Here is a 24,375-nt window from a genome sequence, read left to right on the forward strand (position 1 = left end):
CTTTATGAGGGTAATGGTTCTGTGATTAAGCTCTCAACACCACCAGCGGTATTCCAGATCGTGATTTATGACCAATTTGGTATACCAATTGCAGCAATTTCTTCGGTTCTGACAGATCGTTACTGAAAAGCGTGATCGTGATGGGCGTTTTGCCCTTCCCGCGTCGCTTATGCGCCGGATGGTCTGTGTTAAACTGCAGATCGTTACGTGGAATCAGGAATGTCTAATGGCAACAATGCTGGATGTCTCACTGCGCGCAGGTGTATCAAAAGCCACGGTATCGCGCGTGCTGAACGGCACAGGTCAGGTCAAAGAGAGCACGCGTCAGCAGGTGTTCGCGGCAATGGAAGAGCTGGGGTATCGCCCGAATTTTCTCGCGCGTTCGCTGGCTAACCAGACCAGCAACAGCATTGGTCTGGTGGTCTCAACCTTCGATGGCTTTTACTTTGGCCGCCTCCTTCAGCAGGCCTCCCGGCAGACCGAAACGCACGGGAAGCAGCTGATCGTCACCGATGGTCATGACGCGCCGGAACAGGAAGAACAGGCGGTACAGATGCTGGCCGATCGCAAGTGTGACGCCATTGTGCTCTACACGCGCTACATGAGCGAAAAAGCGATCATGAAGTTGATCCACTCCGTGCAAACCCCGCTGGTAGTCATCAACCGGGAAGTCAGCCAGGCTCCCGATCGCTGCGTCTTCTTCGAACAGCAGGATGCCGCCTTTAAGGCCGTGGATTACCTGATAAACCAGGGACACCGGGAGATCGCCTGTATTACCGTCCCCATCCACACCCCTACCGGTAAAGCCCGCCTGATGGGCTACCGTAAAGCGCTGGAAAAGCACGGCATTCGCCTGGATGAGCGGCGGATTAAGTACGGCGATGCGGGCATGACGCGGGGGTATGAACTGTGCAGGGAGTTGATTGCCGACGGTGTGCCGTTTAGCGCCCTGTTTGCCTGTAACGATGATATGGCGCTGGGAGCCTCCAAAGCCTTGCACCAGGCAGGGCTGAAGATCCCGCAGGATATTTCACTGTTTGGCTTTGACGATGCGCCCAGCGCAAAATGGCTGGAGCCTGCGCTCTCATCGGTCTATCTGCCGATAGATAATATGATTGTCACGGCCATCGACCAGGCGATCCGGCTGGCAAAAAACCAGCCGGTAGAAGCGATCCCGCCGTTTACCGGTACGCTGGTACTACGCGACTCGGTAACCACGGGGCCATATTTTACTCAGACGAGTTCCAGCGCCAGCAATTCCTGAATGGTCTGGCGGCGACGGATCAGCCGCGCCTTGCCGTTATCAAACAGCACTTCCGGCAGCAGCGGGCGGCTATTGTAGTTAGAAGACATCGACGCCCCATAAGCGCCGGTATCGTGCAGCACCAGATAATCCCCGGGTTTCACCTCCGGCAGCGCGCGGGTTTCTACTTTACCCCCTTCCTGCTGGGTAAAGACATCGCCCGATTCACACAGCGGGCCTGCGACAACCGTATCAATACGTGGGGCGTCGGTTAAATCGCGGCCATCGGCGGCGAGCGCTGAAATATGGTGGTAGCTGCCATACATGGACGGACGCATCAGGTCATTGAAGCCCGCATCAATCAGTACGAAGTGGCGCGATCCCATCTCTTTCACGCTACGCACCTGAGCAACCAGCACGCCAGATTCCGCCACCAGGAAACGACCCGGTTCAATTTCGAGCTTCACCGGATGCCCGACATGCGCGGCAACTTTGTCCCGGGCGGCGCTCCACAGGCCGTAATAGTGATCGGTATCGATCGCCTCTTCCCCTTCACGATAAGGAATCGAAAGGCCGCCACCGGCGGAGATCGCCTCCAGATCCTGCCCGAAGTCGATAACCTGACGCACCATCGCGCCGCACACCTGTTCCAGGTGACCGTAATCCACGCCCGAACCAATGTGCATATGAATGCCCACCAGCTTCAGGTTGTAACGCTGTAATACCTCAAGGGCGGCGGGCATATCGGCATACCAGATGCCGTGTTTACTGTTTTCACCGCCAGTGTTGGTTTTCTGGCTGTGACCATGGCCAAAACCGGGGTTCACACGTAGCCAGACGCGGTGGCCGGGAGAAACCTGTCCAAGCTGTTCCAGCATATCCACAGACCCGGCATTAACCGGGATCTGCAGTTCATGCACGCGGGCAAGCGTCGCGTCGTCGATCAGATCCGCAGTAAAGACAATTGCGTCAGGATCGGTTTTAGGATCGAAGCCAGCCGCCAGCGCGCGCTCGATTTCACCCAGCGACACGGAGTCAACCTTCACGCCCTGCTCGCGCATCAGGCGCAGGATATGGATATTGGAGCACGCCTTCTGGGCAAAACGCACCACGTCAAACTGATGCAGCGCAGCAATCTTCTCGCGAACGATTTGCGCATCGTAGACCCATACCGGGCAGCCAAACTCGGCAGGCAGGCGCAGCAGGTTATCGGCATTTAAATCGGTGTCAGTCTGGTTAAGCGGGCGTGGCATGGTCTTCTCCGGGTGGTCATCTTTTTTATGATTACGCCACAGCAGAAAGAGAATAAAAAATATCGTTTTATCGCGAGTCTATGCAAAAATGATATGGACAGTCCTTCGCTTTCAGGTGCCCTATGCCCGCCGTCAACTTACGCCATATTGAGATTTTTCACGCCGTGATGACCGCCGGCAACCTCACCGAAGCCGCGCAGATGCTGCACACCTCGCAGCCTACGGTAAGCCGCGAGCTGGCACGGTTCGAGAAAGTGCTGGGACTGAAACTGTTTGAACGCACCCGGGGCCGGCTGCACCCAACGGTACAAGGGCTGCGTCTGTTCGAGGAAGTGCAGCGCTCGTGGTATGGGCTGGACAGAATTGTCAGTGCGGCGGAAAGCCTGCGCGAGTTTCGTCAGGGCGAACTGTCGATTGTCTGCCTGCCCGTCTTTTCACAATCCTTTTTACCGACGCTGCTGCAGCCTTTTCTGGCCCGCTATCCGGAGGTCAGTCTCACTATCGTGCCGCAGGAATCTCCGCTGCTGGAAGAGTGGCTTTCAGCGCAGCGTCACGACCTGGGGTTAACCGAAACCCTCACCACCCCTGCAGGTACGGAGCGCACGGAACTGCTCACGCTGGATGAGGTTTGCGTGCTTCCTGCCGGGCACCGGCTTGCCAGTAAAGCAATGCTGACCCCCGCTGATTTCCACGGGGAAAATTACATTAGCCTGTCGCAGACCGACAGCTATCGACAGCTGCTGGACACGCTGTTTGCCGAACATCAGGTAAAACGCCGGATGGTGGTGGAAACGCACAGCGCGGCCTCAATATGCGCGATGGTACGTGCCGGGGTAGGCGTAGCCGTGGTTAACCCGCTTACAGCGCTGGACTACGCCGGGAGCGAGATTGTGATTCGCCCGTTTAGCCTCTCCGTCCCGTTTACCGTCAGCCTGATCCGCCCCCTGCATCGCCCGGCGTCGGCACTGGTTGACGCCTTTACCGGGCATTTGATTGAGCATGCGCGTGAGGTGGCGCTTCGCTTACCTGACCGGCAAAATCCGTTATGACAGCATAAACTCCACCGCATCAGCAGCGTGAATGGCGGCAGTGTCGAATACCGGGATCGGGCTTCGCTCAGCCGGTACCAGCAGGCCGATCTCGGTACAGCCGAAGATCACCCCTTCTGCCCCCTGCCGGGCAAGTTGTTCAATCACGCTGACGTAATACGCCCGGGAAGACTCACTGAAGGTGCCGAGGCAAAGCTCATCAAAAATAATCTGATTAATGCGCGCCCGGTCGGCGTCATCCGGGATCAGGCTTTCGATACCGAACTCACAGCTCAACCGGCCACGGTAAAAATCCTGCTCCATGGTGTAGCGCGTTCCCAGCAGCGCCACGCGACGCATCCCCGCCGCGCCAATCGCGCGCCCTGTTGCATCCGCAATATGCAAAAACGGCAGCGGGCAACGCGCTTCAATGTGCGAAGCGACTTTATGCATCGTGTTGGTACAGAGCAAAATCCCTTCGGCACCGGCACGCTGAAGCCCGAGTGCCGCCTGTGCCAGTATCTCTCCGGCTTTGTCCCATTCACCGCTCGACTGGCACGCTTCAATCTCATGGAAGTCCACGCTGTGCAGCAGCAAACTGGCAGAATGCAGTCCCCCGAGGCGCTGCTTCACCCCTTCATTAATTAAACGATAGTAGGGAATGGTCGATTCCCAGCTCATGCCACCCAGCAGGCCGATTGTTTTCATTATCCCTCCTTCTCTGTTTATCTCAGTGAAGCAAACTTGTGATCGCGTTTCCAGTTCTTTGTCGCGCCGTTTCTTTTTAAAAAGAGGTGATGTAAATTAAATGAAACAATATTTCATTTTATGATGAGGGAAGGCATGTTTATTTTCCACAACGAGACCACGCTTGACGATCTGGGTAACGGCGTAACCCGTCGGATCCTGGCCCATAGCGGTAAGATGATGGCGGTTGAAGTGAATTTCGCCCAGGGCGCGATTGGCCCGATGCATAGCCATCCGCATGAACAGCTAACCTATGTGCTGTCCGGTGAGTTCGAATTCACCATTGGTGAAGAGAAGCATATTGTCAGGGCCGGCGATACGCTCTACAAAGCGCCACACGTCATGCACGGCTGCGTATGTCTTCAACCCGGCACCCTGCTGGATACCTTTACCCCCGTACGGGAAGATTTTTTGCAATAAAAAAGGGCGCTGATTTCAGCGCCCTTTTTTCTCTGCGTCAGTTATTCCGCTACCGGCTCTGGCAGCGGGTTACGGCTAAGCATCGCTTCACGAAGCAGCACGCTACCGCAGGCGAACAGCCCACCCAGGATCCCCGCCAGCATGACAATCAGCGCTTTCCCCGGGCCATCTTTTTTCACCGGCATGGAAGGTGAAAGCTGATACTTGAAGGGTTCCAGTTTAACGTCTTCAACGGAGAGTTTTTTCAGCTGCGCCAGATAATATTCACGGTTCTGGAAGTCTGCATTCAGCTCAGACACATCCTTAAGATTTTTCTCAATCTGCAATTTCTGCGCGATACCGTCAGCGCCCAGGGCAACGGAGTAATCCGGATCGTCTTTTACGGCCTGTCCGTTGCTGTAGACAGGTTTCTTAATACCCGCCGCGTTAGCCACTTCCAGCGAATAGTTAAGACGCTGCAGATTGGTGTTGTGAATATTGGTCAGACGCACCCGATCCAGATCCAGCTGCTGCTCTACCACCTTCGTTTTCAGGGCGAGCTGGTTACGGATATTCAGCATGATCTCTTGCTCGACAATCGCGGCAATATACTTGATATACCCTTCCAGAACGGTTTGCGCATCTCCCGCCGTGGGGGCGGTGAAGCTGAGCGTCCAGGAGACGTAAGGCGCTTTATCCGCGTCTTTTACCTGAGTGTTATCAATCGCTTTCATCTTCTCAGAGATATTGACCACCGCACGATGCAGCTCCAGCGGATCCACGTTTGTCCCCTCAAGCTGTGACATAACGTAAGGGGAGGATTTCATATACTCTTCAAGCAATGACTGCGACTGAAACTTTTTGATAAACAGTCCAAACACTTCATCACGGGACACTTTTACGTCCACATCCAAAACCTGGAGTGCCACCATCATCTGGCGCAGCGGGTTCCACTGCGTCTGTTCGGCAGGCGTGATCACCGCTTTACTGGTCCATTTCTGCGGCAGTAAAAAGGCAATCGCCAGTCCGGCCAGCGCAAACGCGAACGCAATTGCGATGATGCGTTTTTTGGCGGCAAGCAGGATGTCTAACAGCCCCAAAAGGTCGATTTCTTTAGTGCTGACAGCCGGGGTGGCATAAGAAGGAAAATCGAGGTCCGTGTTTTTTTTGAAATCCATCGCTGACATAGACGTTCTTCTGTTAAGAGTGCAGGTAATTTCTGCCTCGTGAGTTCAAGTGGTCCGATGATACAAGAAAGTAAGAATAATCTGAACGCGATATTGATCTATCTGTGTACTGGCTATCAAAGTTGGTAGTTAGTACCTTTCCGGTATTATTGTTATTAATCATCCGCTTTTCTTTCTGCTTACATGCAAGACCTGCCTTGATCGCCAGAAATAGCGGCAAAATGCCACCCTCCTCACTTTATTGAAACAGCGTTTCGATGCTGATCACATTTCCATCATTAAGCGAATGACGCGGGAAAAAATAGCCATAATATAAAATAAAACACTGTTTTATTATTCGAAAACTACGGTTCGGATGTCATGAAACTCATACCGTCATTTCACCCACTGATTGCCAGGTAGGTCTGTATGAATGAAAACAAGCTGCTGGGGCTCGCATGGATATCACCCTACATTATTGGGTTGATACTCTTTACGGCTTTCCCCTTCGTCTCATCGTTTTTCCTCAGTTTCACGGATTACGATTTGATGAGCCCGCCGGTGTTTAACGGCATCGAAAACTATCGCTATATGTTTACTGAAGACACGCTCTTCTGGACATCAATGGGTGTCACGTTCGCGTATGTATTTTTGACCATTCCGCTGAAGCTCGCGTTTGCATTAGGGATTGCGTTTGTTCTCAACTTCAAATTACGCGGGATCGGCTTTTTCCGTACCGCTTACTATATTCCGTCGATCCTCGGCAGCTCCGTGGCGATTGCTGTCTTGTGGCGCGCCTTATTTGCGATAGATGGTCTGCTGAACAGCTTTATTGGCGTATTTGGCTTCGACCCGGTGAACTGGCTGGGTGAGCCCTCTCTGGCGCTGATGTCCGTGACCCTGCTGCGCGTCTGGCAGTTCGGCTCCGCGATGGTCATCTTCCTGGCGGCGCTGCAAAACGTTCCGCAGTCTCAGTATGAAGCGGCAATGATCGACGGCGCGTCCAGATGGCAAATGTTCATGAAAGTGACCGTGCCGCTGATTACGCCGGTGATTTTCTTCAACTTCATAATGCAAACCACTCAGGCATTCCAGGAATTTACCGGGCCGTACGTCATTACCGGCGGCGGGCCAACCTACTCGACCTATCTGTTCTCGCTCTACATCTACGACACGGCGTTCAAATATTTTGATATGGGTTATGGCGCGGCGCTGGCGTGGATCCTGTTCCTGGTGGTGGCCGTCTTTGCCGGTATCGCCTTTAAGTCGTCGAAATACTGGGTGTTCTACTCCGCCGATAAAGGAGGCAAAAATGGCTGATATTCAACACCTTTCCGCGGCAAGAAGCGTCGCCGAACGCGAGGTTGCCCGTACGCAGCGCAGACAGAAAATCAACGCCACCGTTCGCTATACGATCCTGCTGTTTGTCGGCCTGCTGATGCTCTACCCGCTGGTGTGGATGTTCTCAGCATCGTTCAAACCGAACCACGAGATCTTCACTACCCTGAGCCTGTGGCCGGCACATGCCACCTGGGACGGGTTTATCAACGGCTGGAAGACCGGGACCGAGTACACCTTCGGCCATTACATGCTGAACACCTTTAAGTATGTGATCCCCAAAGTGATCCTGACCATTATCTCCTCCACCATTGTGGCGTATGGTTTTGCCCGCTTTGAGATCCCGTGGAAAAAATTCTGGTTCGCCACGCTCATCACCACCATGCTGCTGCCCAGCACCGTGCTGTTGATTCCGCAGTACCTGATGTTCCGTGAAATGGGCATGTTGAACAGCTACATGCCGCTGTACCTGCCGCTGGCCTTCGCCACGCAGGGGTTCTTCGTCTTTATGCTGATCCAGTTCCTGCGCGGCGTGCCGCGTGACATGGAAGAGGCGGCGCAAATCGACGGCTGTAACTCCCTTCAGGTGCTGTGGTACGTGGTGGTGCCGATCCTGAAACCGGCCATTATCTCCGTCGCCCTGTTCCAGTTCATGTGGTCAATGAATGACTTTATCGGGCCGCTGATTTACGTCTACAGCGTGGATAAATACCCGATTGCATTAGCGCTGAAAATGTCCATCGACGTTACCGAAGGTGCGCCGTGGAACGAAATTCTGGCAATGGCGAGCATCTCCATTCTGCCATCCATCATTGTGTTCTTCCTGGCCCAACGCTACTTCGTGCAGGGCGTCTCCAGCAGCGGAATTAAAGGTTAAGAGGGAAATATCATGGCTGAAGTTGTCTTCAATAAACTGGAAAAGGTTTACTCCAACGGCTTCAAAGCCGTACATGCTATCGACCTGAAGATCGCCGAGGGGGAGTTTATGGTGATCGTCGGTCCATCCGGCTGTGCCAAGTCCACCACCCTTCGCATGCTGGCGGGGCTGGAAACCATCAGCGGCGGTGAAGTGCGGATCGGCGATAAGATCGTGAACAACCTCGCACCGAAGGAGCGCGGCATTGCGATGGTGTTCCAGAACTACGCGCTCTACCCGCACATGACGGTGCGCGAAAATCTGGCCTTTGGTCTTAAGCTGAGCAAACTGCCGAAAGAGCAAATTGAGTCGCAGGTAAACGAAGCGGCCAAAATCCTGGAGCTGGAGTCGCTGCTTGACCGCCTGCCGCGTCAGCTTTCCGGTGGACAGGCCCAGCGCGTCGCGGTTGGCCGCGCGATTGTGAAAAAGCCGGACGTGTTTCTCTTTGACGAACCGCTGTCAAACCTTGATGCCAAGCTCCGTGCCTCGATGCGTATTCGTATTTCTGATCTGCATAAGCAGCTGAAGCAGTCCGGTAAACCGGCCACCACCGTCTACGTCACGCATGACCAGACCGAAGCGATGACCATGGGCGACCGTATCTGTGTAATGAAGCTGGGCCACATCATGCAGGTCGATACCCCGGATAATCTTTACCACAAGCCCAACAACATGTTCGTCGCAGGATTCATCGGTGCACCGGAGATGAACATTCGTAAAAGCCAGTTGGTGGAAAAAACCGGGCAACTGCACATCACCCTCGGCAATGAAACCATGCCGCTCAATGCGCAAACGCAGGAAAAAGTCGCTGCTTACGCCGGTCAGGACGTGTTCTACGGCGTGCGCCCGGAATTTGTGTCGATCTCAGACTCGCCTTTCCCGGATGGGTGCAGCGGCGAAATGGTGCGCGTGGAGAACATGGGCCACGAATTCTTTGTGTACCTGAAGGTAGCGGACCACGAACTGACCGCCAGAATCCCTTCGGAAGAGGCTAAGCCGATGATTGCTAAAGGGCTTAACCGCAAAGTCTATTTCCGCTTCGACATGAATAAGTGCCATATTTTTGACGCAAAAACTGAACTGAACCTCTCTCTCTGATGGAGCAAGAAAAATGAAAAATGTGCTTTTAAGCGCAGCAATCTCCGCGACCCTGGGCCTTACTGCTTTGCCATCGATGGCGCAAAATACCGATTTACGTATGTCCTGGTGGGGCGGTAATGGCCGTCACCAGGTGACGCTGAAAGCGTTAGAAGAGTTCCATAAACAGAACCCTGACATTAACGTTAAGGCGGAATACACCGGCTGGGACGGCCATCTTTCCCGTCTGACCACCCAGATTGCAGGCGGCACAGAGCCGGATGTGATGCAAACCAACTGGAACTGGCTGCCGATCTTCTCGAAAACCGGCGACGGCTTTTACGATCTGAATAAAATGAAGGACGTGATAGATCTAAGCCAGTTTGATGCCAAAGAGCTCCAGTCCACAACGGTCAACGGCAAGCTGAACGGGATCCCAATCTCCGTGACCGCGCGCGTCTTCTACTTTAACGACGAAACGTGGAAAAAAGCGGGCATCGACTACCCAAAAACCTGGGACGAACTGATGGCCGCCGGTAAAACCTTCGAAAGCAAGCTCGGCAAGCAGTATTACCCTGTCATACTGGAACACCAGGACACGCTGGCGCTGCTGAATTCTTACATGGTTCAGAAATACAACATCCCTGCCGTGGACGAGAAAACCAAAAAATTCACCTACAGCAAGGCGCAATGGGTGGAGTTCTTCCAGACCTACAAAAAACTGATTGATAGCCATGTGATGCCGGACACCAAATACTATGCGTCGTTTGGCAAGAGCAACATGTATGAGATGAAGCCGTGGATCCAGGGGGAATGGGGCGGCACCTATATGTGGAACTCCACCATCAATAAATACTCCGATAACCTCAAGCCACCGGCAAAACTGGTGCTGGGCAGTTACCCGATGCTGCCGGGTGCCACGGATGCGGGCCTGTTCTTCAAACCGGCACAGATGCTGTCGATCGGTAAATCGACCAAAAACCCGGAAGCGGCGGCAAAGCTGATTAACTTCCTGCTGAACAGTAAAGAGGGCGTGGAGACGCTGGGCCTGGAGCGTGGCGTACCACTGAGCAACGTGGCGGTTCATTACCTGACTGAAGCCGGTACCATTAAAGAAAACGACCCGTCGGTTGCAGGCCTGCGTCTGGCGCAGTCGCTGCCTGCAAAACTCAGCGTGTCACCTTACTTTGACGATCCGCAGATTGTGGCGCAGTTCGGCACCTCGCTGCAGTATATCGACTATGGTCAGAAATCGGTGGAAGAGACCGCTGCAGATTTCCAGCGTCAGGCTGAGCGTATTTTGAAGCGGGCGATGCGTTAAAAGGCGACGCCTTACCGGGCCGACAAGGTATTGTAGGCCCGGTAAGCGAAGCGCCACCGGGCAATAACATTACACGCCAATATTACGTAATTTCTCCCCGCTCATCAGCTTGCGTTCAATATGCTCCAGCGTCACGCCTTTGGTTTCAGGAATCAGCCAGAAGGTCACCCCGATAAACACCACGTTCAGTACCGTGTAGAGCCAGAACGTTCCTGCTGCACCAATGGCATCCAGCAGCGTCAGGAAGGTTGCGCCGATGATCATGTTCGACACCCAGTTGGTGGTGGTGGAACAGGTGATGCCAAAGTCGCGGCACTTCAGCGGCTGAATTTCAGAGCACAGGATCCACACCACCGGTGCGGCGCTCATGGCATATCCGGCGATACACATCATGGTCATCCCGACAGAGAGCCAGGAGAGACCGCTCGAGGCGGTGCCATTATCAAACTGCATCAGACAGTAACCGAGGATCAGCGTACCGAGCGCCATTACGCTAAAGCCAATCTTCAGCGCCGGTTTACGACCGGCTTTATCCACGGTAAATACCGCGATAAACGTGGCAAACATAAAGGTCAGCCCGACCACCAGCGTTGCAATCATCTGCTGTTCGGTGGTGGTGAATCCGGCCATTTTGAAGATACGCGGCGCGTAATACATGATGATGTTCATCCCGGTGAACTGCTGCATCGCCTGCAGCAGCATGCCAAGGAACACCGCGCGACGCACGTTGCGGTTGGCTTTAAACAGCGACCAGCCGCCCTGCTTCAGCTTCAGGCTTTCACGGATCTCGTTCAGCTCTTCACGCGCTTTCTCTGAGGTATCACGCAGCATGCGCAGCACCTCTTCCGCTTCCACGTGACGACCTTTCTGCGCCAGCCAGCGCGGGCTGTTCGGCAGGAAAATCACCAGCACAATCAGCAACAGCGCCGGCAGCGCCAGCACGCCCAGCATGGCGCGCCAGTTACCGCTGTAGCTGAAGTAAGTATCTGACAGAAACGCCAGTACGATACCCAGCGTGACCATCAGCTGGTACATACTGATCATCTTGCCGCGCACGTTCTCGCTCGCCATCTCCGAGAGATACAGCGGCGCAGTGTAGGAGGCAATCCCGACCGCCACGCCCAGCAGGACGCGGGAGAGCAGCAGCACTTCCACGTTGGTAGCGAACGCAGAGCCAATGGAGCCAGCCACAAACAGAATTGCCCCAACCATCAGGCTATATTTGCGCCCGAGACGGAACGAGAGCCAGCCGTTGAACAGCGCGCCGATGGCTGCGCCAAGCATCATGCTGCTCACCACCCACTCCTGCAGGCGACTGCTCAGCGTAAAGTGATCGGTAATAAACGGTAATGCGCCAGCAATGACGCCGATATCCAGTCCAAATAACAAGCCAGCCACTGCCGCCGCAATGGAGACAAACTGGTTCATGCGGCGAGTATCGCGCAGCGCCGCGGGCATGAGGGTAGAGTCATTTATAGATGTCATAGTTTCCTGCCTGAACAGAGAAATTCGTTAAGTGAAATTACGAGATAGCGAAGAAAAGTGTCAGGCCGGAATTCGCGAAGATATGGATTATTTCGCTATGGCATGGCGATCTGTGATGGACATTACAATTTCAACTCGCGGTGAAATATCGCCATATTTTACTAATTGATTAATATTTAAGTAATAAAACTGTGATGCGCGTCATTTATGATTTTTTAGTATGGATTTTTCATCTTTGTCGATATGGATAATGACAATTTTTGAGCAAAAAAAACCTCCACCCGCAGGCAGAGGCTCTTTCGTCAGCGCGAATTAACGCGCCAGCCAGCCGCCATCAACCGCTACGGTATAACCGTTGATGTAGTCCGACGCCTTCGATGCCAGGAACACCACAGGCCCTTTCAGATCGTCCGGCAGCCCCCAACGCCCTGCCGGGATTCGGTCAAGGATTTCCGCGCTACGCTGCTCGTCCGCACGCAGCTGCTGGGTATTGTTGGTCGCCATGTAGCCCGGGGCAATGGCGTTAACGTTGATATTGTGCTTCGCCCATTCGTTCGCCAGCAGACGGGTGACCCCCATCACTGCGCTTTTTGACGCGGTGTAAGACGGCACCCGGATGCCCCCCTGGAAGGAGAGCATGGAGGCGATATTGATAATCTTGCCGCCGTTCCCATGAGCGATGAAGTGTTTCGCCGCCGCCTGAGACATAAAGAACACGCTTTTGATATTCAGGTTCATCACGTCGTCCCAGTCGCGCTCGCTGAAGTTAATCGCGTCTTCACGGCGGATCAGCCCGGCATTATTGACCAGAATATCGATATGACCGAATTCCGCCACGGCGCGATCCAGCAGGTCAGGAATGGCGTCGATTTTACGCAGATCCGCGGTCAGGCTCAGGAAACGGCGGCCCAGCGCGGTCACGCGCTCGATGGTTTCCGTAGGCTCGACGATGTTGATGCCCACGATATCGCAGCCCGCTTCTGCCAGCCCTAACGCCATGCCCTGGCCCAGACCGGTGTCACAACCGGAAACCACAGCCACTTTACCTTGCAGAGAGAATGCATCCAGAATCATGTTTGTTCCTTACTCTTTCGATGCCTGTCAGCAACAGGCAGATTTATGCTTAACTGCCCGCGACTAGCGCAGATCTTTTACCGCGACGTGGTCCATGTCATCAAAGACCTGGTTTTCACCGACCATTCCCCAGATGAAGGTATACGCCTTCGTCCCCACACCGGAGTGAATTGACCAGCTTGGAGAGATAACCGCCTGCTCGTTATGCATCACGATATGGCGTGTTTCCTGCGGTTGACCCATCATGTGGAATACGCAGGCATCCTCATCCATGTTGAAGTAGAAATAGACCTCCATACGGCGCTCGTGGGTATGGCACGGCATGGTGTTCCACAGGTTGCCCGGCGCCAGCTCGGTCAGCCCCATGCTGAGCTGGCAGGTCTCCAGCACATCCGGAACGAAGTATTTGTTGATGGTACGACGATTGCTGGTGAGGTTATCGCCCAGCGTCACCGGGGCTACGTCTGCCGGGGTGACTTTTTTGGTAGGACAGGTGGTGTGAGCCGGGGCGCAGTTGTAGTAAAACTTCGCTGGCGTGCTGCCGTCGACGCTGGCAAAAACCACCTCTTTCGCGCCCTTGCCGACATACAGCGCGTCGCGGTGACCAATTTCGTAGCACTGACCGTCAACCGTAATGGTGCCCGGCCCGCCAATGTTAATCACGCCCAGTTCACGCCGTTCCAGGAAATAGCTCACGCCGAGCTGCTTACCCACTTCCCCACCCACGGAGACAGTTTTGGTCACCGGCATAATTCCGCCCACAATAATGCGGTCAATGTGGCTGTAGACCATGGTGTAGCGATCGGCTTCGAACACCTGCTCAACTAAAAATTCACTGCGCAGCCCCTGCGTGTCGAGGGTTTTGGCGTGCGCGCTGTGGATGCTTTGTCTGACGTCCACGATAACCTCCAGAATGGATCGTGCCCGAAGGCAGAAAATTAACGAAACGACGTTCCGTTTTAAGGATAAGCACAGTGTAAACGCCCATAATGGGGTTTTCAATTACATTTAAAACATCGTTTCATTTTTTGTGATTCTTTATACCAGAAATGGTGTTCCGATCACGGAAGCGTCAGGATTCGCCGCTTCACCTCACTCAAACTGACAAACTGCGCGATAAGTCACACTAAATAAAACGGTGTTTTGATAATTTAACACCTGCTTTTTAATCTTATTTTTATTGCCGAAAGGAGCGCATTATGGCTAAAGGTATGCGGGTCAAGCTGAACTACGAGATCGGCCGGGATCCGGATACAGGCGTCGAAGTCACGCGTCTGACCCCGCCTGAAGTAACCTGTCATCGCAACTACTTTTACCAGAAGTGCTTCTTTAATGACGGCAGTCATCTGCTGTTCGCCGGAGCGTTCGATGGTCACTGGAACTATTACCTGCTGGATCTGCAGAACGCCGAAGCCGTACAGCTGACAGAGGGCGCAGGCGATAACACCTTTGGCGGATTTCTCTCCCCGGACGATCGCGCCTTCTACTATGTGAAGAACGATCGCACGCTTATGGAGGTCTCTCTTGAGACACGGGCAGAGCGTGAAGTGTACCGCGTCCCGGATGACTGGGTCGGTTACGGCACCTGGGTGGCGAACAGCGACTGCACCAGCCTTGTGGGCATTGAAATTGCGAAACGCGACTGGATACCGCTGAACGACTGGCAAATTTTCCACGACTTCTTTCATAAAGGGCCACACTGCCGGCTGCTGCGCGTGGATCTGAAAACCGGCGAGAGCTCAATCATTCATGAAGAGAAGAAGTGGCTGGGGCATCCTATCTATCGTCCGTTTGATGACCATACGGTGGCGTTTTGTCACGAGGGACCACACGATCTGGTCGATGCCCGGATGTGGCTGGTCAACGAAGATGGCACCGACATACGTAAAGTCAAAACCCATGCACAAGGTGAAAGCTGTACCCACGAATTCTGGGTCCCGGATGGCTCCGCGCTGGTATACGTCTCGTATCTGAAAGGCCAGCAGGGTCGTTCCATCTGCCGCTTCAATCCACAAACCGGCGTGAATGAGACGATAATGCAGATGCCATCCTGTTCACATTTGATGAGTAATTTCGACGGCACGTTACTGGTAGGCGACGGTTCCGGCACACCGGTGGATGTGAAAGACACCCACGGTTACACCATCGATAACGATCCCTATCTCTACGCCTTTGACGTGGCGAAAAAGCGCTACTATCGCATCGCCCGTCATGACACCTCCTGGGCGACGGTGGAAAATAGCCGCCAGGTCACCCATCCGCATCCCTCCTTTACACCAGACGAGAAAGCGGTGCTGTTCAGTTCCGATAAAGACGGTAAACCTGCCCTCTATATTGCGAAACTCCCCGCGCAACCGGATATGTTGTCTGCATGATTTAAAAATGTGTTTCTGTAACTGGCCTTGCCCTCCTTACGGAGGGCTTTTTTTGCTCTGAACGTTTTGCCCGGTGACGCTGCGCTCACCGGGCCTGGAGGGAAATATCAGAAGGAATACGCCACGCCTAAACGGAAGCGGGTCTGACGTTCATCGCTCTCTTTCACACCCACGTTACCCACCTCAACATACGGCGCCCAGTTTTTATCCCATTTATACGCCAGCTTCGCGTTATATTCGGTGGAATAATCTTTATTATTATTACGGACCATCCCTTCCGTACTTTTTGCATAAACATAATTCAGTTCGGTACGCCAGTCTCCCATGACCCAGCCGACCCAGGCATCACCACGGTTAACTTTGTCATCGTCTTTATTAGAGCTCGACGGATAACGGGTATATTCATAACGGTAGCGCGCGGCCACGTAAAAGCCATTATCGAAACTGTATTGCAGGTGCAGGTTCGGTTTATAAATGGTACGGCTGTCGTTACTCTCAAGCGTGAACGCGGGAGTCAGCGCAATATTCTCTGTCGCTTTCCAGCGCCAGCTAATTTGATCTTCATGACCGTTACCCACCACATCCGCAAACGGCTGGTCGGCCTTATCACCACCCGATTTCCATTTCGCTTCTACAGAAAAACCGACGCCATTCGCAAAGCGATGCGAGACTGAAACACGGTCTGCATTTGCGCCGTTGTCGATGTATTCATGACGCAGATCGACGGTCACCGCCTGCGCGGCGAAAGAAGTACCAATAAGAGAAGCTACAACCAGAGATTTGTTAAACATGACAAAAACCCTCAATTAAAATAACGTTTCATTTTTATGAAATGGCAGTTTATTTTTTAATAAATGCTATTTTAGTGAGCAAGATCGTAATTATTTGTTTCATTTTTTTCGGTACAAATCGGCGTGATACACGTCAACAAACAAGTGGGATTTAGGCGAAATTAATGGAGGGAGATCACGTCAGGCAGGAATAACGTGCATAAAAAAACCTCCCATCGGGAGGTTTTTTTATGAAGGAAGGGATTAACGTTCGATAGCCAGCGCTACTCCTTGCCCACCGCCGATACAGAGCGTGGCAATGCCTTTACGGGCGTTACGCTTTTTCATCTCGTGAACCAGCGATACCAGAATGCGGCAGCCGGAAGCACCGATGGGATGACCGAGCGCAATCGCACCGCCGTTGACATTCACCCGCAGCGGATCCCACTCCAGCATTTTGCCCACTGAGATCGCCTGCGCGGCAAAGGCCTCGTTGACTTCAATCAGATCCACATCGGAAAGCTGCCAGCCCGCGCGATCCAGGCAGCGGCGGGTCGCATACACCGGCGCGATCCCCATTAATGCCGGATCAACCCCCACGCTGGCAAACGCCTTAATCCGGGCCAGCACGGGGAGATCCAGTTCCTGCGCTTTGCTTTCGCTCATCATCATCACCGCCGCCGCACCGTCGTTAATCGAAGAGGCATTTCCCGCCGTGACCGACCCTTGCGTTTCAAAAGCAGGATTGAGCATGGCCAGCCCTTCTGCGCTGGCATCGGTTCGCGGCTGCTCATCGGTGTCGACGACAATCGTCTGACCGTTCTGGCGCTGGGTGCACACCGGGACAATTTCATCGCGAAAACGCCCGGAATCAATCGCGGCACGCGCTTTCTGCTGCGAGCTCAACGCGTAAGCATCCTGCAGCTCACGGCTTATACCGTACTCACGCGCCAGGTTTTCCGCCGTCACGCCCATATGATAATCATTAAACGCGTCCCACAGCCCGTCATGCACCAGGCTGTCGAGCAGCTGGCTGTTACCCAGCTGCGCGCCGGTGCGGCTGTCGGTGAGTACATGCGGCGCGCGGCTCATGTTCTCCTGCCCACCGGCAATGACCACATCCGCTTCGCCACACTGGATGGCCTGCGTGGCAAGATGCAGCGCCTTTAACCCTGAGCCACAGACGTCGTTGATGGTGATTGCCGAGACGGTGTTGGGCAGGCCGCCTTTTAGCGCCGCCTGACGGGCAGGGTTTTGCCCGGCGCCGGCCGTCAGGACCTGTCCGAGGATCACCTCATCGACTTCATGTGCCGGGATCCCGCTGCGCTCCACCAGCGCTTTCACCACCACGCTACCCAGTTCAACAGCCGAGTGACGCGCCAGCGCTCCCTGAAAACAGCCGATAGCTGTACGCAACGCACCCACTATAACGACATCTTTCATCACCACCTCTGCGTTAAAGGACATGACGATAGTAGAGGATTGTTACTGGCATTTATCTTAATTGTTTAAAAATAGTGAGTTTAATCACAAGGATCAGCGTGCGTCCTGCAGATACTGCCGCAGCCAGCTTCCGGCGACGCCGGGAGGGGATCGTTTATTCCATAGCAAATCAATACCGATCGCGCGAGGCCAGCCAGGGACATTCAACTGCACCAGCGATTTCGCGGCGGCAAACTCTTCCACCAGCGCACACGGCAACACGCACCAGCCAAATCCCTGCACCGCCATACTCAGCAGTAACAGGTAATTCGGTGCCGACCAGACCGGCCCCCGGGCGAGCGTTGCCTCGCGCTCCAGGTAGGTGCTGAGCCGCAGTTCCCGCCAGCCGTGCAGCTCATCGGCCTGCACTTCATGTTGCCCGGCCAGAGGATGCGTGGTCGCGACATAAATCGCCATCCGGGTTTGCATCGGCAGCCGGGTGACGCCGATATCGGTCGGGTAAGCGTCACGCGCCTCCGTCAGGCCAACCTGCGCCCTCTCCTTTTGCAGCAGATCGATGACGTCCTCTTCCTCGCCAATCAGGCACTCAAATTCCGTATGGGGAAAACGCTGGTCAAACTGGTTCATCAGATCTTCCAGCACGTCCGGGTTAAGCGTATCAGAGAGGACAAACGTCAGGCGCGCCTCCGTTTGCGCGGTCAACGATACCGCCAGTTCGTCCAGCCGCGTGCTGGCGGCGAGGATCGCCTGGACATAGCCCAGCACCTGCTCTCCCTGAGCGGTTAACACCGGCTGGCGCGCCGAACGGTCGAACAGATCAAAGCCGAGGTCAGCTTCAAGATTGGCAATCGAGGTGCTGATTGTTGACTGGCTTTTACGCAGCCGCCGTGCGGCAGCAGAGAAAGAGCCCGCTGCCACGGTTTCAACAAACGCGGTAAGGGCTTCAGGTGAGTAGCGCATAACCTATCTACTTTATCGATGGATACCATCTTTAATATATCACCTTTAGCGATAAAAATAGGCGCCATCAACGCCCATACCGGCGAATTAACGAGGTCGAAAGCTATGCAACATCAGGATGCACTCCAACGTAAACTGCCGGAGCGGATCTTCCACGCGGTCTGCTTTGAGGGGATTGCCACGGCGATCCTCGCCCCAACGGCAGCGTGGCTGATGCAGCGTTCCGTGGTGGAGATGGGTGGGTTGACCATTATCCTCGCCACTACGGCCATGCTCTGGAACATTATCTATAACTTCGGTTTCGACCGTTTCTGGCCTGTCCAGCGCGTAAAACGCACGGCAAAAGTCCGCGCGCTGCATGCCCTGGGGTTCGAATGTGGGTTTATCGTGATTGGCGTGTCGATTGTCGCTGCGGTTCTTGGCGTCACGCTGCTGCAGGCATTCACGCTGGAAATAGGTTTCTTCCTGTTCTTCCTGCCCTACACCATGTTCTACAACTGGGCGTATGACACGTTACGTGAGAAATTCCTGAAGCGCCGTCAGCAGCGACGCGCCCTGGCGGGCTAACTCCCCTCTGGCCGGACGACTGGTCCGGCCAAACTCCGTCGAAGCAACTGCGCTCTCAACGCATAACTATGGTAAATTGCACTCCATTCTGAATGGTTTGCTAGTTGATACGTTGCTCTAATGTCGAAAATTTGGTCAAAAGATGAGACTCTGTGGAGTTTCGCTCTCTATGGCACGGCCGTGGGCGCAGGAACGCTGTTCTTGCCCATCCAGCTGGGCTCCGCAGGCGCTATTGTCCTGTTCATTACCGCCCTTGTGGCCTACCCATTAACCTACTGGCCGCATAAAGCGCTGGCGCAATTTATCCTGTCGTCAAAAACGAAAGGCAATGAAGGGATCACCGGCGCGGTCTCCCACTACTACGGCAGGAAAATCGGGAATCTGATCACCACGCTCTATTTCATCGCCTTCTTCGTGGTGGTGCAGATTTACGCCGTGGCCATCACCAATTCATTAACCGAGCAGCTGGCAAAAAGGATGACGGTGGATACCGCCACTCGCGTGCTGGTCAGTTTTGGCGTGGTACTGGTATTGAATCTTATCTTCCTGATGGGGCGACATATCACGATCAAAGTGATGGGCTTCCTGGTGTTTCCGCTGATCGCCTATTTCCTGTTTGTCTCCCTGTACCTGACCGGCAGCTGGCAACCCTCACTGCTCACCAGCCAGATGGCGTTTGATCGCCACACTTTGCATCAGGTGTGGATCTCAATCCCGGTGATGGTGTTCGCGTTTAGCCATACGCCGATTATCTCCACCTTTGCCGTCGATCGCCGCGAGAAGTTCGGTGACGCAGCCATGGACAAGTGCAAGAAAATCATGAAGGTGGCGTATCTGATCATCTGCCTGAGCGTGCTGTTCTTTGTGTTCAGCTGCCTGCTCTCGATTCCGCCGTCCTATATTGTGACCGCAAAAGAGCAAGGGGTGACGATCCTGTCAGCGCTGTCGATGATGCCCTCTTCTCCGGCCTGGCTCGGCATTTCCGGCATTATTGTGGCGATTATTGCCATGTCGAAATCGTTCCTGGGCACCTATTTTGGGGTGATTGAAGGGGCGACGGAAATCGTAAAGTCGTCGCTGAATCAGGTCGGCGTGAAGAAGAGCCGCGCCTTTAACCGTGCGATTTCTATTCTGGGCGTGTCGCTGATCACCTTTGCGGTCTGCTGCATTAACCCGAACGCCATTTCGATGATTTACGCCATCAGCGGTCCGCTTATCGCCATGATCCTGTTTATCATGCCGACGCTGTCGACGTACCTGATCCCCGCCCTGAAGCCGTATCGCTCCATTGGCAGCCTGCTCACGCTCATTGTTGGCGTGCTGTGCGTGTCGGTGATGTTTGTCGGCTAACCCTCGCGTGCCCGGCCTTCTGCCGGGCGCGTCTGATTTTTACAGTGGAAACGGTCTGTCCTGCACGACCGTTTTCATCACCAGCGTAGAGCGAAGATGCTGTACGCCTGGCATGGCAGAAAGTTTCTCGTCATACAGTTTCTGAAAAGCCGACAGATCGCGGGTGACAACATGCATCAGGTAGTCGGGATCGCCAAATAATCGCTGGGCCAGCACGATTTGCGGGATCTCTTCCACCGCCTCTTCGAACGCGCTGACCGCTTTCTTATCACCCTCTTTCAGGGTGGCAAACACAATCGCCAGGAAATTAAACCCCATTTTGGCGGGATCGAGATTGGCGCGATACCCCGTAATGGCTCCGCTCTGCTCCAGCGCACGTACGCGTCGGTGACACGGAGAGAGACTCAGGTTCACCCGCTCCGCCAGCTCCGTAAGAGATAAACGGCCATCAGCCTGCAGTTCAGCAAGAATTTTTCGATCGATGCTATCCATATGGAAGATTTTCTCAATTTTAGCGTTTTATGAGCATAACATTGAAAACTCATTTCGTACCGATACCGATATTCTTTCTCTCCGGGTAATTCAGGTACAGGAGTTTCACAGACGATGGAAATGAGTATTGTGGCCGGTTTTTGGGTGGTGTCCTTCCTGCTCATCATGACACCGGGTGCAGACTGGGCCTATGCGATCAGCGCCGGGATCAACGGGCGGCGCGTAGTGCCGGCGGTGATGGGGCTGATGTCCGGGCATCTGCTCGCCACGCTGGTCGTAGTGGCGGGCGTGGGTGTGTTGATGGCTCAACATCCACTGGCATTATCAGGGCTGACAATTGCGGGGGCGGTTTATCTGCTGTGGCTCGGCATCACGCTGTTACGCCATCCTGCTGCGCCGGAAAACACCGTACAGCATGCAGGAAACTGGAAACAGTGGGCGGTGAAGGGATTATGTATCAGCGGGCTCAACCCAAAAGTCTTCTTACTGTTTCTGGCGTTGCTTCCGCAGTTTACCGATCCAAAGGGAAGCTGGTCGATTGCCACGCAGATGTCAGCCTTGGGTGTGATGCATCTTATCACCTGCACACTAGTCTATTTGCTGGTGGGATATGGTTCGAAAGCGGTGCTGGCGACCCGTCCGCAGGCGGCACGTGCGGTGAGCATGGCCTCAGGGGGGATTATGGTGGCGATCGCGCTGGGATTGCTGCTGGAGCAGGTGAGATAAAAAAACACCGGCCATCGCCGGTGTGTTTTACGCCCGAATATCGTCATATTCCCGCGTGTTATCAAACTCATGCTTCGCAAACGGACACAGCGGGATAATTTTGCGATTCTCACCGCGCATTTTCTCCACCACCTTCGCCACCAGCTGCTTACCAACCCCTTGCCCCTTCAGGCTCGGATCGACATCAGTGTGCTCAATAATACTCAGATGCTCACCTGTGGGCACGAAGACAATCTCTGCAACCTGATTGCCGTTCGCATCGTTTACATAAAACTTGTTATGGCCTTCCAGAATATCCATGGTTCCTCGCTTATTTTTGGCGATACTGCAGCGCACCGCTCGGGCAGGTATCAATCACGCGTACAACGGTTTCCACGTCCACTTCATCAGGAATGATCCACGGTTTACGTTTCAGATTAAACAGCTTTGCGCTGCCGCGAACGCAGTTACCGGAGTGTTTGCAGATCCCGGTATTGAAGTAGACGTCAATTTTCTCCCCGGTATAGGCCCGGTAACCCGCATCCAGTAGTTCTTTATCCATGACATTGCCTCTGTAATTATTATCGTGCTGAATGAAGCATAGCCTTACGGGATCCTGATGGCTATAACGTATAGCGTTTTCTTGCCGGATTGTTTCCCCTGCGTGCATGACTGACGCAGACGGGGTGGCTGCGTCAGCCTGGCTGATTATTCCCGCCGGGATATTTAAAATTAAACAAGTTTAATCTGAAGATGTATCGGTTGTTTACGATAATGTCCGCTCTGCTTATTTAACACGAGTCCCCCATGAAGAAACGGTCATTATTACTGACTCTGCTCAGCCTCAGTTTATTAACCGCCTGCAGCGCTTCTGCGCCTGATAAGGTTGAACAAATCCATCATCTGCAGATCCCATTAGTTTTACCCGGAGAAAAACCGCCAGAAATTCCGGCATCGCATATCGCTGCGCTGTATCAGGAAAATAAAGTTCAGATCGACCGTTTAACAGCGCAGTTGAAATCAGATTATTTACAACAGACTACCGCGAAAGATATTTTTACCGAAGATAGCCCTGTTCAGCCGGTCTTCGCCTCGCTGACTAAACTTGAGCAGCTGGAAATGGTTAATCAGCAGTACCTGAAAGATAAAAACGTCACGGGACTGCAAAAGATTAACATTGTCCTTCAACCTTTAGTCACCGGTTAAATGCCAAAAGCCCAACTGCTGAACAGTCGGGCTTTTGTAACGGAAAGGATGGCAAAGATTAATCGTGCTGTCCAAATCGCCATGTCAGACCTGCAGTCACAGAGCTTACGTCGCTGCTGACGCCAATCTGGTTGGCATTACCCACGTTGCTTACCCATTGATATTCCAGACGGCCCGCTAAATTTTTGTTAAACGCATACTCCGTCCCGACTGCGGCAAGCGGGCGAACGCCTGTTTCAAAACGATTGTGACCACTTACATCAGACTCAGCACGATAGGCCATCGCCCCGGCACGACCATAGATATCCCAGCTGTCAGTCACGGCATAGCTGGCTTTTAAGGACATCTGCAGCCCCTGGCTTTTCATTTGTGCCCCCGCGCTATGTTTGCCTTTGATCTGCATATTGCCTAAATAATCGTAACCGCCTTCCAGTGCCAGCCACGGAGTCATCTGATAACCCGCGTATACCCCACCACCGACATTATCATGATCGATATTATACTGGTTCGAGCCATTATTATTATCGCTCGCTTTCGATCCGGTGCTGGCGTCAAAATAGTGTGACCAGCCGAATTTAGCACCGCTATACCAGGTGCCTGTATCTGCCGCTGCAAATGCAGACGTTGCGGTAAAAGCGTTAGCCAGAATTAATGCAACAAGTGTCTTTTTCATAGAAATCCCGTTTACTCTGTTGAATATTTCAGTGAGCAAACGATATCGACAAACACGACGATCGCGAAATCATTTTCTGTTTATTTTTAAATTTTAAAATGACTCTGGCAAATGCCCTACCTCCAGTAAATATCCGCCACGTTTGAACGCGATATATTTACCTTGCTTAAGTGCAGATAATACATTGAGAATACTGCTGCGGGAAAGAAGCGTACGATCCTGAATATATTCCAGAATAGTTGTTCGCATCCGCACCTCATCGGGCAGTAATATCATCTCCTGCAGATAGCTGCGAATCACGGAATAGGTGCGCTGCTGCACATCCTGGGCATCACGATAAATGAGATAGGCCGTATGGTACGACAGCAAGGCTGCCACATCCTCCCAGACGCCCTGTTCACGAAATCGCGCGGCGGCTTCATCTGCATCAGCACGCAAAATCAGAGACTCCCGTTCTGCGCGTAGTATATGTCCTTGCGTCGGCTGGATCATCTCGGCAATGCCGAACAGATGAGGCTCAAAAACGCTAACTAACAGCAACCCGTCAGATGCCCGCAGCAAAGAAAGCTCTCCTTCCTGAAAAAGATACATTTGCTGGCGGCCTTTATGTTTCCAGGTAATCCGCTTACGCGGCGCGAGCTTCACTTTTTCCGCAATGGGTTCAAGTACCGCCGTCAGGCGTTCAATGGAGTGTTCAGGGCGAACAGGAGGCAATATATGCATGACACCACCTTTGGGTATTCGATAATGGCCAGTATAGACCACAGCGGCCATCACTCAGACTGGT

At 53.6% G+C, this 24,375-nt stretch carries 26 protein-coding genes; 12 read left to right on the forward strand and 14 right to left on the reverse strand.

Features of this window, described 5'->3' with window-relative positions; translation table 11 throughout:
* The first annotated feature begins 226 nt into the window (after positions 1-226).
* Positions 227-1,264 (forward strand): LacI family DNA-binding transcriptional regulator, encoded by a 1,038-nt coding sequence (locus ACOTZF_RS09255; protein ID WP_013098564.1) that lies wholly within the window; start codon positions 227-229, stop codon positions 1,262-1,264.
* On the opposite strand, the gene lysA is transcribed toward ACOTZF_RS09255, so the two are convergent.
* Positions 1,234-2,496 carry a diaminopimelate decarboxylase gene (gene lysA / locus ACOTZF_RS09260; protein ID WP_040021662.1) on the reverse strand — a complete coding sequence of 421 codons (1,263 nt, stop codon included), beginning with the start codon at positions 2,494-2,496 and terminating at the stop codon, positions 1,234-1,236. The genes ACOTZF_RS09255 and lysA overlap by 31 nt on opposite strands.
* 122 nt (positions 2,497-2,618) lie before the next feature.
* On the opposite strand from lysA, the gene ACOTZF_RS09265 reads away from it, so the two are divergent.
* The gene (locus tag ACOTZF_RS09265) at positions 2,619-3,545 is read left to right on the forward strand and encodes a LysR family transcriptional regulator (RefSeq protein WP_020689348.1); all 927 of its coding nucleotides are present in this window, start codon (positions 2,619-2,621) and stop codon (positions 3,543-3,545) included.
* On the opposite strand, the gene ACOTZF_RS09270 is transcribed toward ACOTZF_RS09265, so the two are convergent.
* On the reverse strand, positions 3,540-4,232 hold the full coding sequence (locus ACOTZF_RS09270; protein ID WP_129253286.1) for an aspartate/glutamate racemase: 693 nt from the start codon (positions 4,230-4,232) through the stop codon (positions 3,540-3,542). The genes ACOTZF_RS09265 and ACOTZF_RS09270 overlap by 6 nt on opposite strands.
* Before the next feature lie 135 nt (positions 4,233-4,367).
* On the opposite strand from ACOTZF_RS09270, the gene ACOTZF_RS09275 reads away from it, so the two are divergent.
* Positions 4,368-4,691, forward strand: coding sequence for a cupin domain-containing protein (locus ACOTZF_RS09275; RefSeq protein WP_013098568.1), 324 nt, complete (start codon positions 4,368-4,370; stop codon positions 4,689-4,691).
* A gap of 41 nt (positions 4,692-4,732) precedes the next feature.
* Here ACOTZF_RS09275 and wzz(fepE) read toward each other — a convergent pair whose 3' ends face one another.
* The gene (gene wzz(fepE) / locus ACOTZF_RS09280) at positions 4,733-5,857 is read right to left on the reverse strand and encodes an LPS O-antigen length regulator Wzz(fepE) (protein WP_013098569.1); all 1,125 of its coding nucleotides are present in this window, start codon (positions 5,855-5,857) and stop codon (positions 4,733-4,735) included.
* A gap of 408 nt (positions 5,858-6,265) precedes the next feature.
* Between wzz(fepE) and ACOTZF_RS09285 the strand changes: the two genes are divergently transcribed.
* From ACOTZF_RS09285 to ACOTZF_RS09300, 4 genes are read left to right on the forward strand one after another with little or no spacing between them, the layout of a single operon-like run.
* Positions 6,266-7,156 (forward strand): carbohydrate ABC transporter permease, encoded by an 891-nt coding sequence (locus tag ACOTZF_RS09285; protein WP_013098570.1) that lies wholly within the window; start codon positions 6,266-6,268, stop codon positions 7,154-7,156.
* Complete coding sequence (locus ACOTZF_RS09290; RefSeq protein WP_129253285.1) at positions 7,149-8,051, forward strand: carbohydrate ABC transporter permease; 903 nt, start codon at positions 7,149-7,151, stop codon at positions 8,049-8,051. The genes ACOTZF_RS09285 and ACOTZF_RS09290 overlap by 8 nt, the downstream gene beginning before the upstream one ends.
* A 12-nt stretch (positions 8,052-8,063) precedes the next feature.
* A complete protein-coding gene (locus ACOTZF_RS09295) occupies positions 8,064-9,188 on the forward strand; it encodes an ABC transporter ATP-binding protein (RefSeq protein ID WP_129253283.1) in 1,125 nt (374 codons plus the stop codon).
* Between the two features lie 13 nt (positions 9,189-9,201).
* Positions 9,202-10,488 (forward strand): ABC transporter substrate-binding protein, encoded by a 1,287-nt coding sequence (locus ACOTZF_RS09300; RefSeq protein ID WP_129253281.1) that lies wholly within the window; start codon positions 9,202-9,204, stop codon positions 10,486-10,488.
* 69 nt (positions 10,489-10,557) lie between these two features.
* Here the strand turns inward: ACOTZF_RS09300 and ACOTZF_RS09305 are convergent, their stop codons facing one another.
* The 3 genes from ACOTZF_RS09305 to kduI all read right to left on the reverse strand — a co-directional run bounded on the left by ACOTZF_RS09305 (position 10,558) and on the right by kduI (position 13,947).
* Entirely contained in the window at positions 10,558-11,991 is a 1,434-nt protein-coding gene (locus ACOTZF_RS09305; protein ID WP_286012102.1) for a sugar porter family MFS transporter, read from the reverse strand.
* A gap of 294 nt (positions 11,992-12,285) precedes the next feature.
* Positions 12,286-13,047, reverse strand: a complete 762-nt coding sequence (kduD, locus tag ACOTZF_RS09310) for a 2-dehydro-3-deoxy-D-gluconate 5-dehydrogenase KduD (RefSeq protein ID WP_129253279.1) — start codon at positions 13,045-13,047, stop codon at positions 12,286-12,288.
* Positions 13,048-13,110: 63 nt separating this feature from the next.
* Positions 13,111-13,947, reverse strand: a complete 837-nt coding sequence (gene kduI / locus ACOTZF_RS09315; protein ID WP_013098576.1) for a 5-dehydro-4-deoxy-D-glucuronate isomerase — start codon at positions 13,945-13,947, stop codon at positions 13,111-13,113.
* Between the two features lie 299 nt (positions 13,948-14,246).
* Here kduI and ACOTZF_RS09320 point away from each other — a divergent pair, with 299 nt between their 5' ends.
* Entirely contained in the window at positions 14,247-15,422 is a 1,176-nt protein-coding gene (locus ACOTZF_RS09320) for an oligogalacturonate lyase family protein (protein ID WP_129253277.1), read from the forward strand.
* A gap of 107 nt (positions 15,423-15,529) precedes the next feature.
* On the opposite strand, the gene ACOTZF_RS09325 is transcribed toward ACOTZF_RS09320, so the two are convergent.
* The 3 genes from ACOTZF_RS09325 to ACOTZF_RS09335 all read right to left on the reverse strand — a co-directional run bounded on the left by ACOTZF_RS09325 (position 15,530) and on the right by ACOTZF_RS09335 (position 18,595).
* Positions 15,530-16,213, reverse strand: a complete 684-nt coding sequence (locus ACOTZF_RS09325; RefSeq protein WP_020687115.1) for a porin — start codon at positions 16,211-16,213, stop codon at positions 15,530-15,532.
* A gap of 243 nt (positions 16,214-16,456) precedes the next feature.
* Positions 16,457-17,635, reverse strand: a complete 1,179-nt coding sequence (locus ACOTZF_RS09330) for an acetyl-CoA C-acetyltransferase (RefSeq protein ID WP_023620438.1) — start codon at positions 17,633-17,635, stop codon at positions 16,457-16,459.
* A 93-nt stretch (positions 17,636-17,728) separates the two neighbouring features.
* Positions 17,729-18,595, reverse strand: a complete 867-nt coding sequence (locus tag ACOTZF_RS09335) for a LysR family transcriptional regulator (RefSeq protein ID WP_013098580.1) — start codon at positions 18,593-18,595, stop codon at positions 17,729-17,731.
* 105 nt (positions 18,596-18,700) lie between these two features.
* Between ACOTZF_RS09335 and ACOTZF_RS09340 the strand changes: the two genes are divergently transcribed.
* Together ACOTZF_RS09340 and ACOTZF_RS09345 are read left to right on the forward strand one after the other, a co-directional pair.
* Complete coding sequence (locus ACOTZF_RS09340; RefSeq protein WP_020687112.1) at positions 18,701-19,162, forward strand: multidrug/biocide efflux PACE transporter; 462 nt, start codon at positions 18,701-18,703, stop codon at positions 19,160-19,162.
* 120 nt (positions 19,163-19,282) lie between these two features.
* Positions 19,283-20,512, forward strand: a complete 1,230-nt coding sequence (locus ACOTZF_RS09345; protein WP_023620440.1) for an amino acid permease — start codon at positions 19,283-19,285, stop codon at positions 20,510-20,512.
* Between the two features lie 39 nt (positions 20,513-20,551).
* On the opposite strand, the gene ACOTZF_RS09350 is transcribed toward ACOTZF_RS09345, so the two are convergent.
* Positions 20,552-21,004 (reverse strand): Lrp/AsnC family transcriptional regulator, encoded by a 453-nt coding sequence (locus ACOTZF_RS09350; protein ID WP_013098583.1) that lies wholly within the window; start codon positions 21,002-21,004, stop codon positions 20,552-20,554.
* 114 nt (positions 21,005-21,118) lie between these two features.
* Between ACOTZF_RS09350 and ACOTZF_RS09355 the strand changes: the two genes are divergently transcribed.
* Positions 21,119-21,730 carry a LysE family translocator gene (locus ACOTZF_RS09355; protein ID WP_029883164.1) on the forward strand — a complete coding sequence of 204 codons (612 nt, stop codon included), beginning with the start codon at positions 21,119-21,121 and terminating at the stop codon, positions 21,728-21,730.
* Positions 21,731-21,757: 27 nt separating this feature from the next.
* On the opposite strand, the gene ACOTZF_RS09360 is transcribed toward ACOTZF_RS09355, so the two are convergent.
* The gene (locus tag ACOTZF_RS09360) at positions 21,758-22,030 is read right to left on the reverse strand and encodes a GNAT family N-acetyltransferase (RefSeq protein ID WP_013098585.1); all 273 of its coding nucleotides are present in this window, start codon (positions 22,028-22,030) and stop codon (positions 21,758-21,760) included.
* 10 nt (positions 22,031-22,040) lie between these two features.
* Complete coding sequence (yjdI, locus tag ACOTZF_RS09365) at positions 22,041-22,271, reverse strand: 4Fe-4S mono-cluster protein YjdI (protein WP_013098586.1); 231 nt, start codon at positions 22,269-22,271, stop codon at positions 22,041-22,043.
* 245 nt (positions 22,272-22,516) lie between these two features.
* Here yjdI and ACOTZF_RS09370 point away from each other — a divergent pair, with 245 nt between their 5' ends.
* The gene (locus ACOTZF_RS09370; RefSeq protein WP_013098587.1) at positions 22,517-22,915 is read left to right on the forward strand and encodes a hypothetical protein; all 399 of its coding nucleotides are present in this window, start codon (positions 22,517-22,519) and stop codon (positions 22,913-22,915) included.
* A 58-nt stretch (positions 22,916-22,973) separates the two neighbouring features.
* On the opposite strand, the gene ACOTZF_RS09375 is transcribed toward ACOTZF_RS09370, so the two are convergent.
* On the reverse strand, positions 22,974-23,588 hold the full coding sequence (locus ACOTZF_RS09375; RefSeq protein ID WP_029883162.1) for an outer membrane beta-barrel protein: 615 nt from the start codon (positions 23,586-23,588) through the stop codon (positions 22,974-22,976).
* A 93-nt stretch (positions 23,589-23,681) separates the two neighbouring features.
* Positions 23,682-24,311, reverse strand: a complete 630-nt coding sequence (locus ACOTZF_RS09380; protein ID WP_129317950.1) for a helix-turn-helix domain-containing protein — start codon at positions 24,309-24,311, stop codon at positions 23,682-23,684.
* Positions 24,312-24,375 lie beyond the last annotated feature (64 nt).

It is taken from the genome of Enterobacter cloacae complex sp. SHL021 (assembly GCF_049237765.1).
Classification (GTDB): Bacteria; Pseudomonadota; Gammaproteobacteria; order Enterobacterales; family Enterobacteriaceae; genus Enterobacter; species Enterobacter cloacae.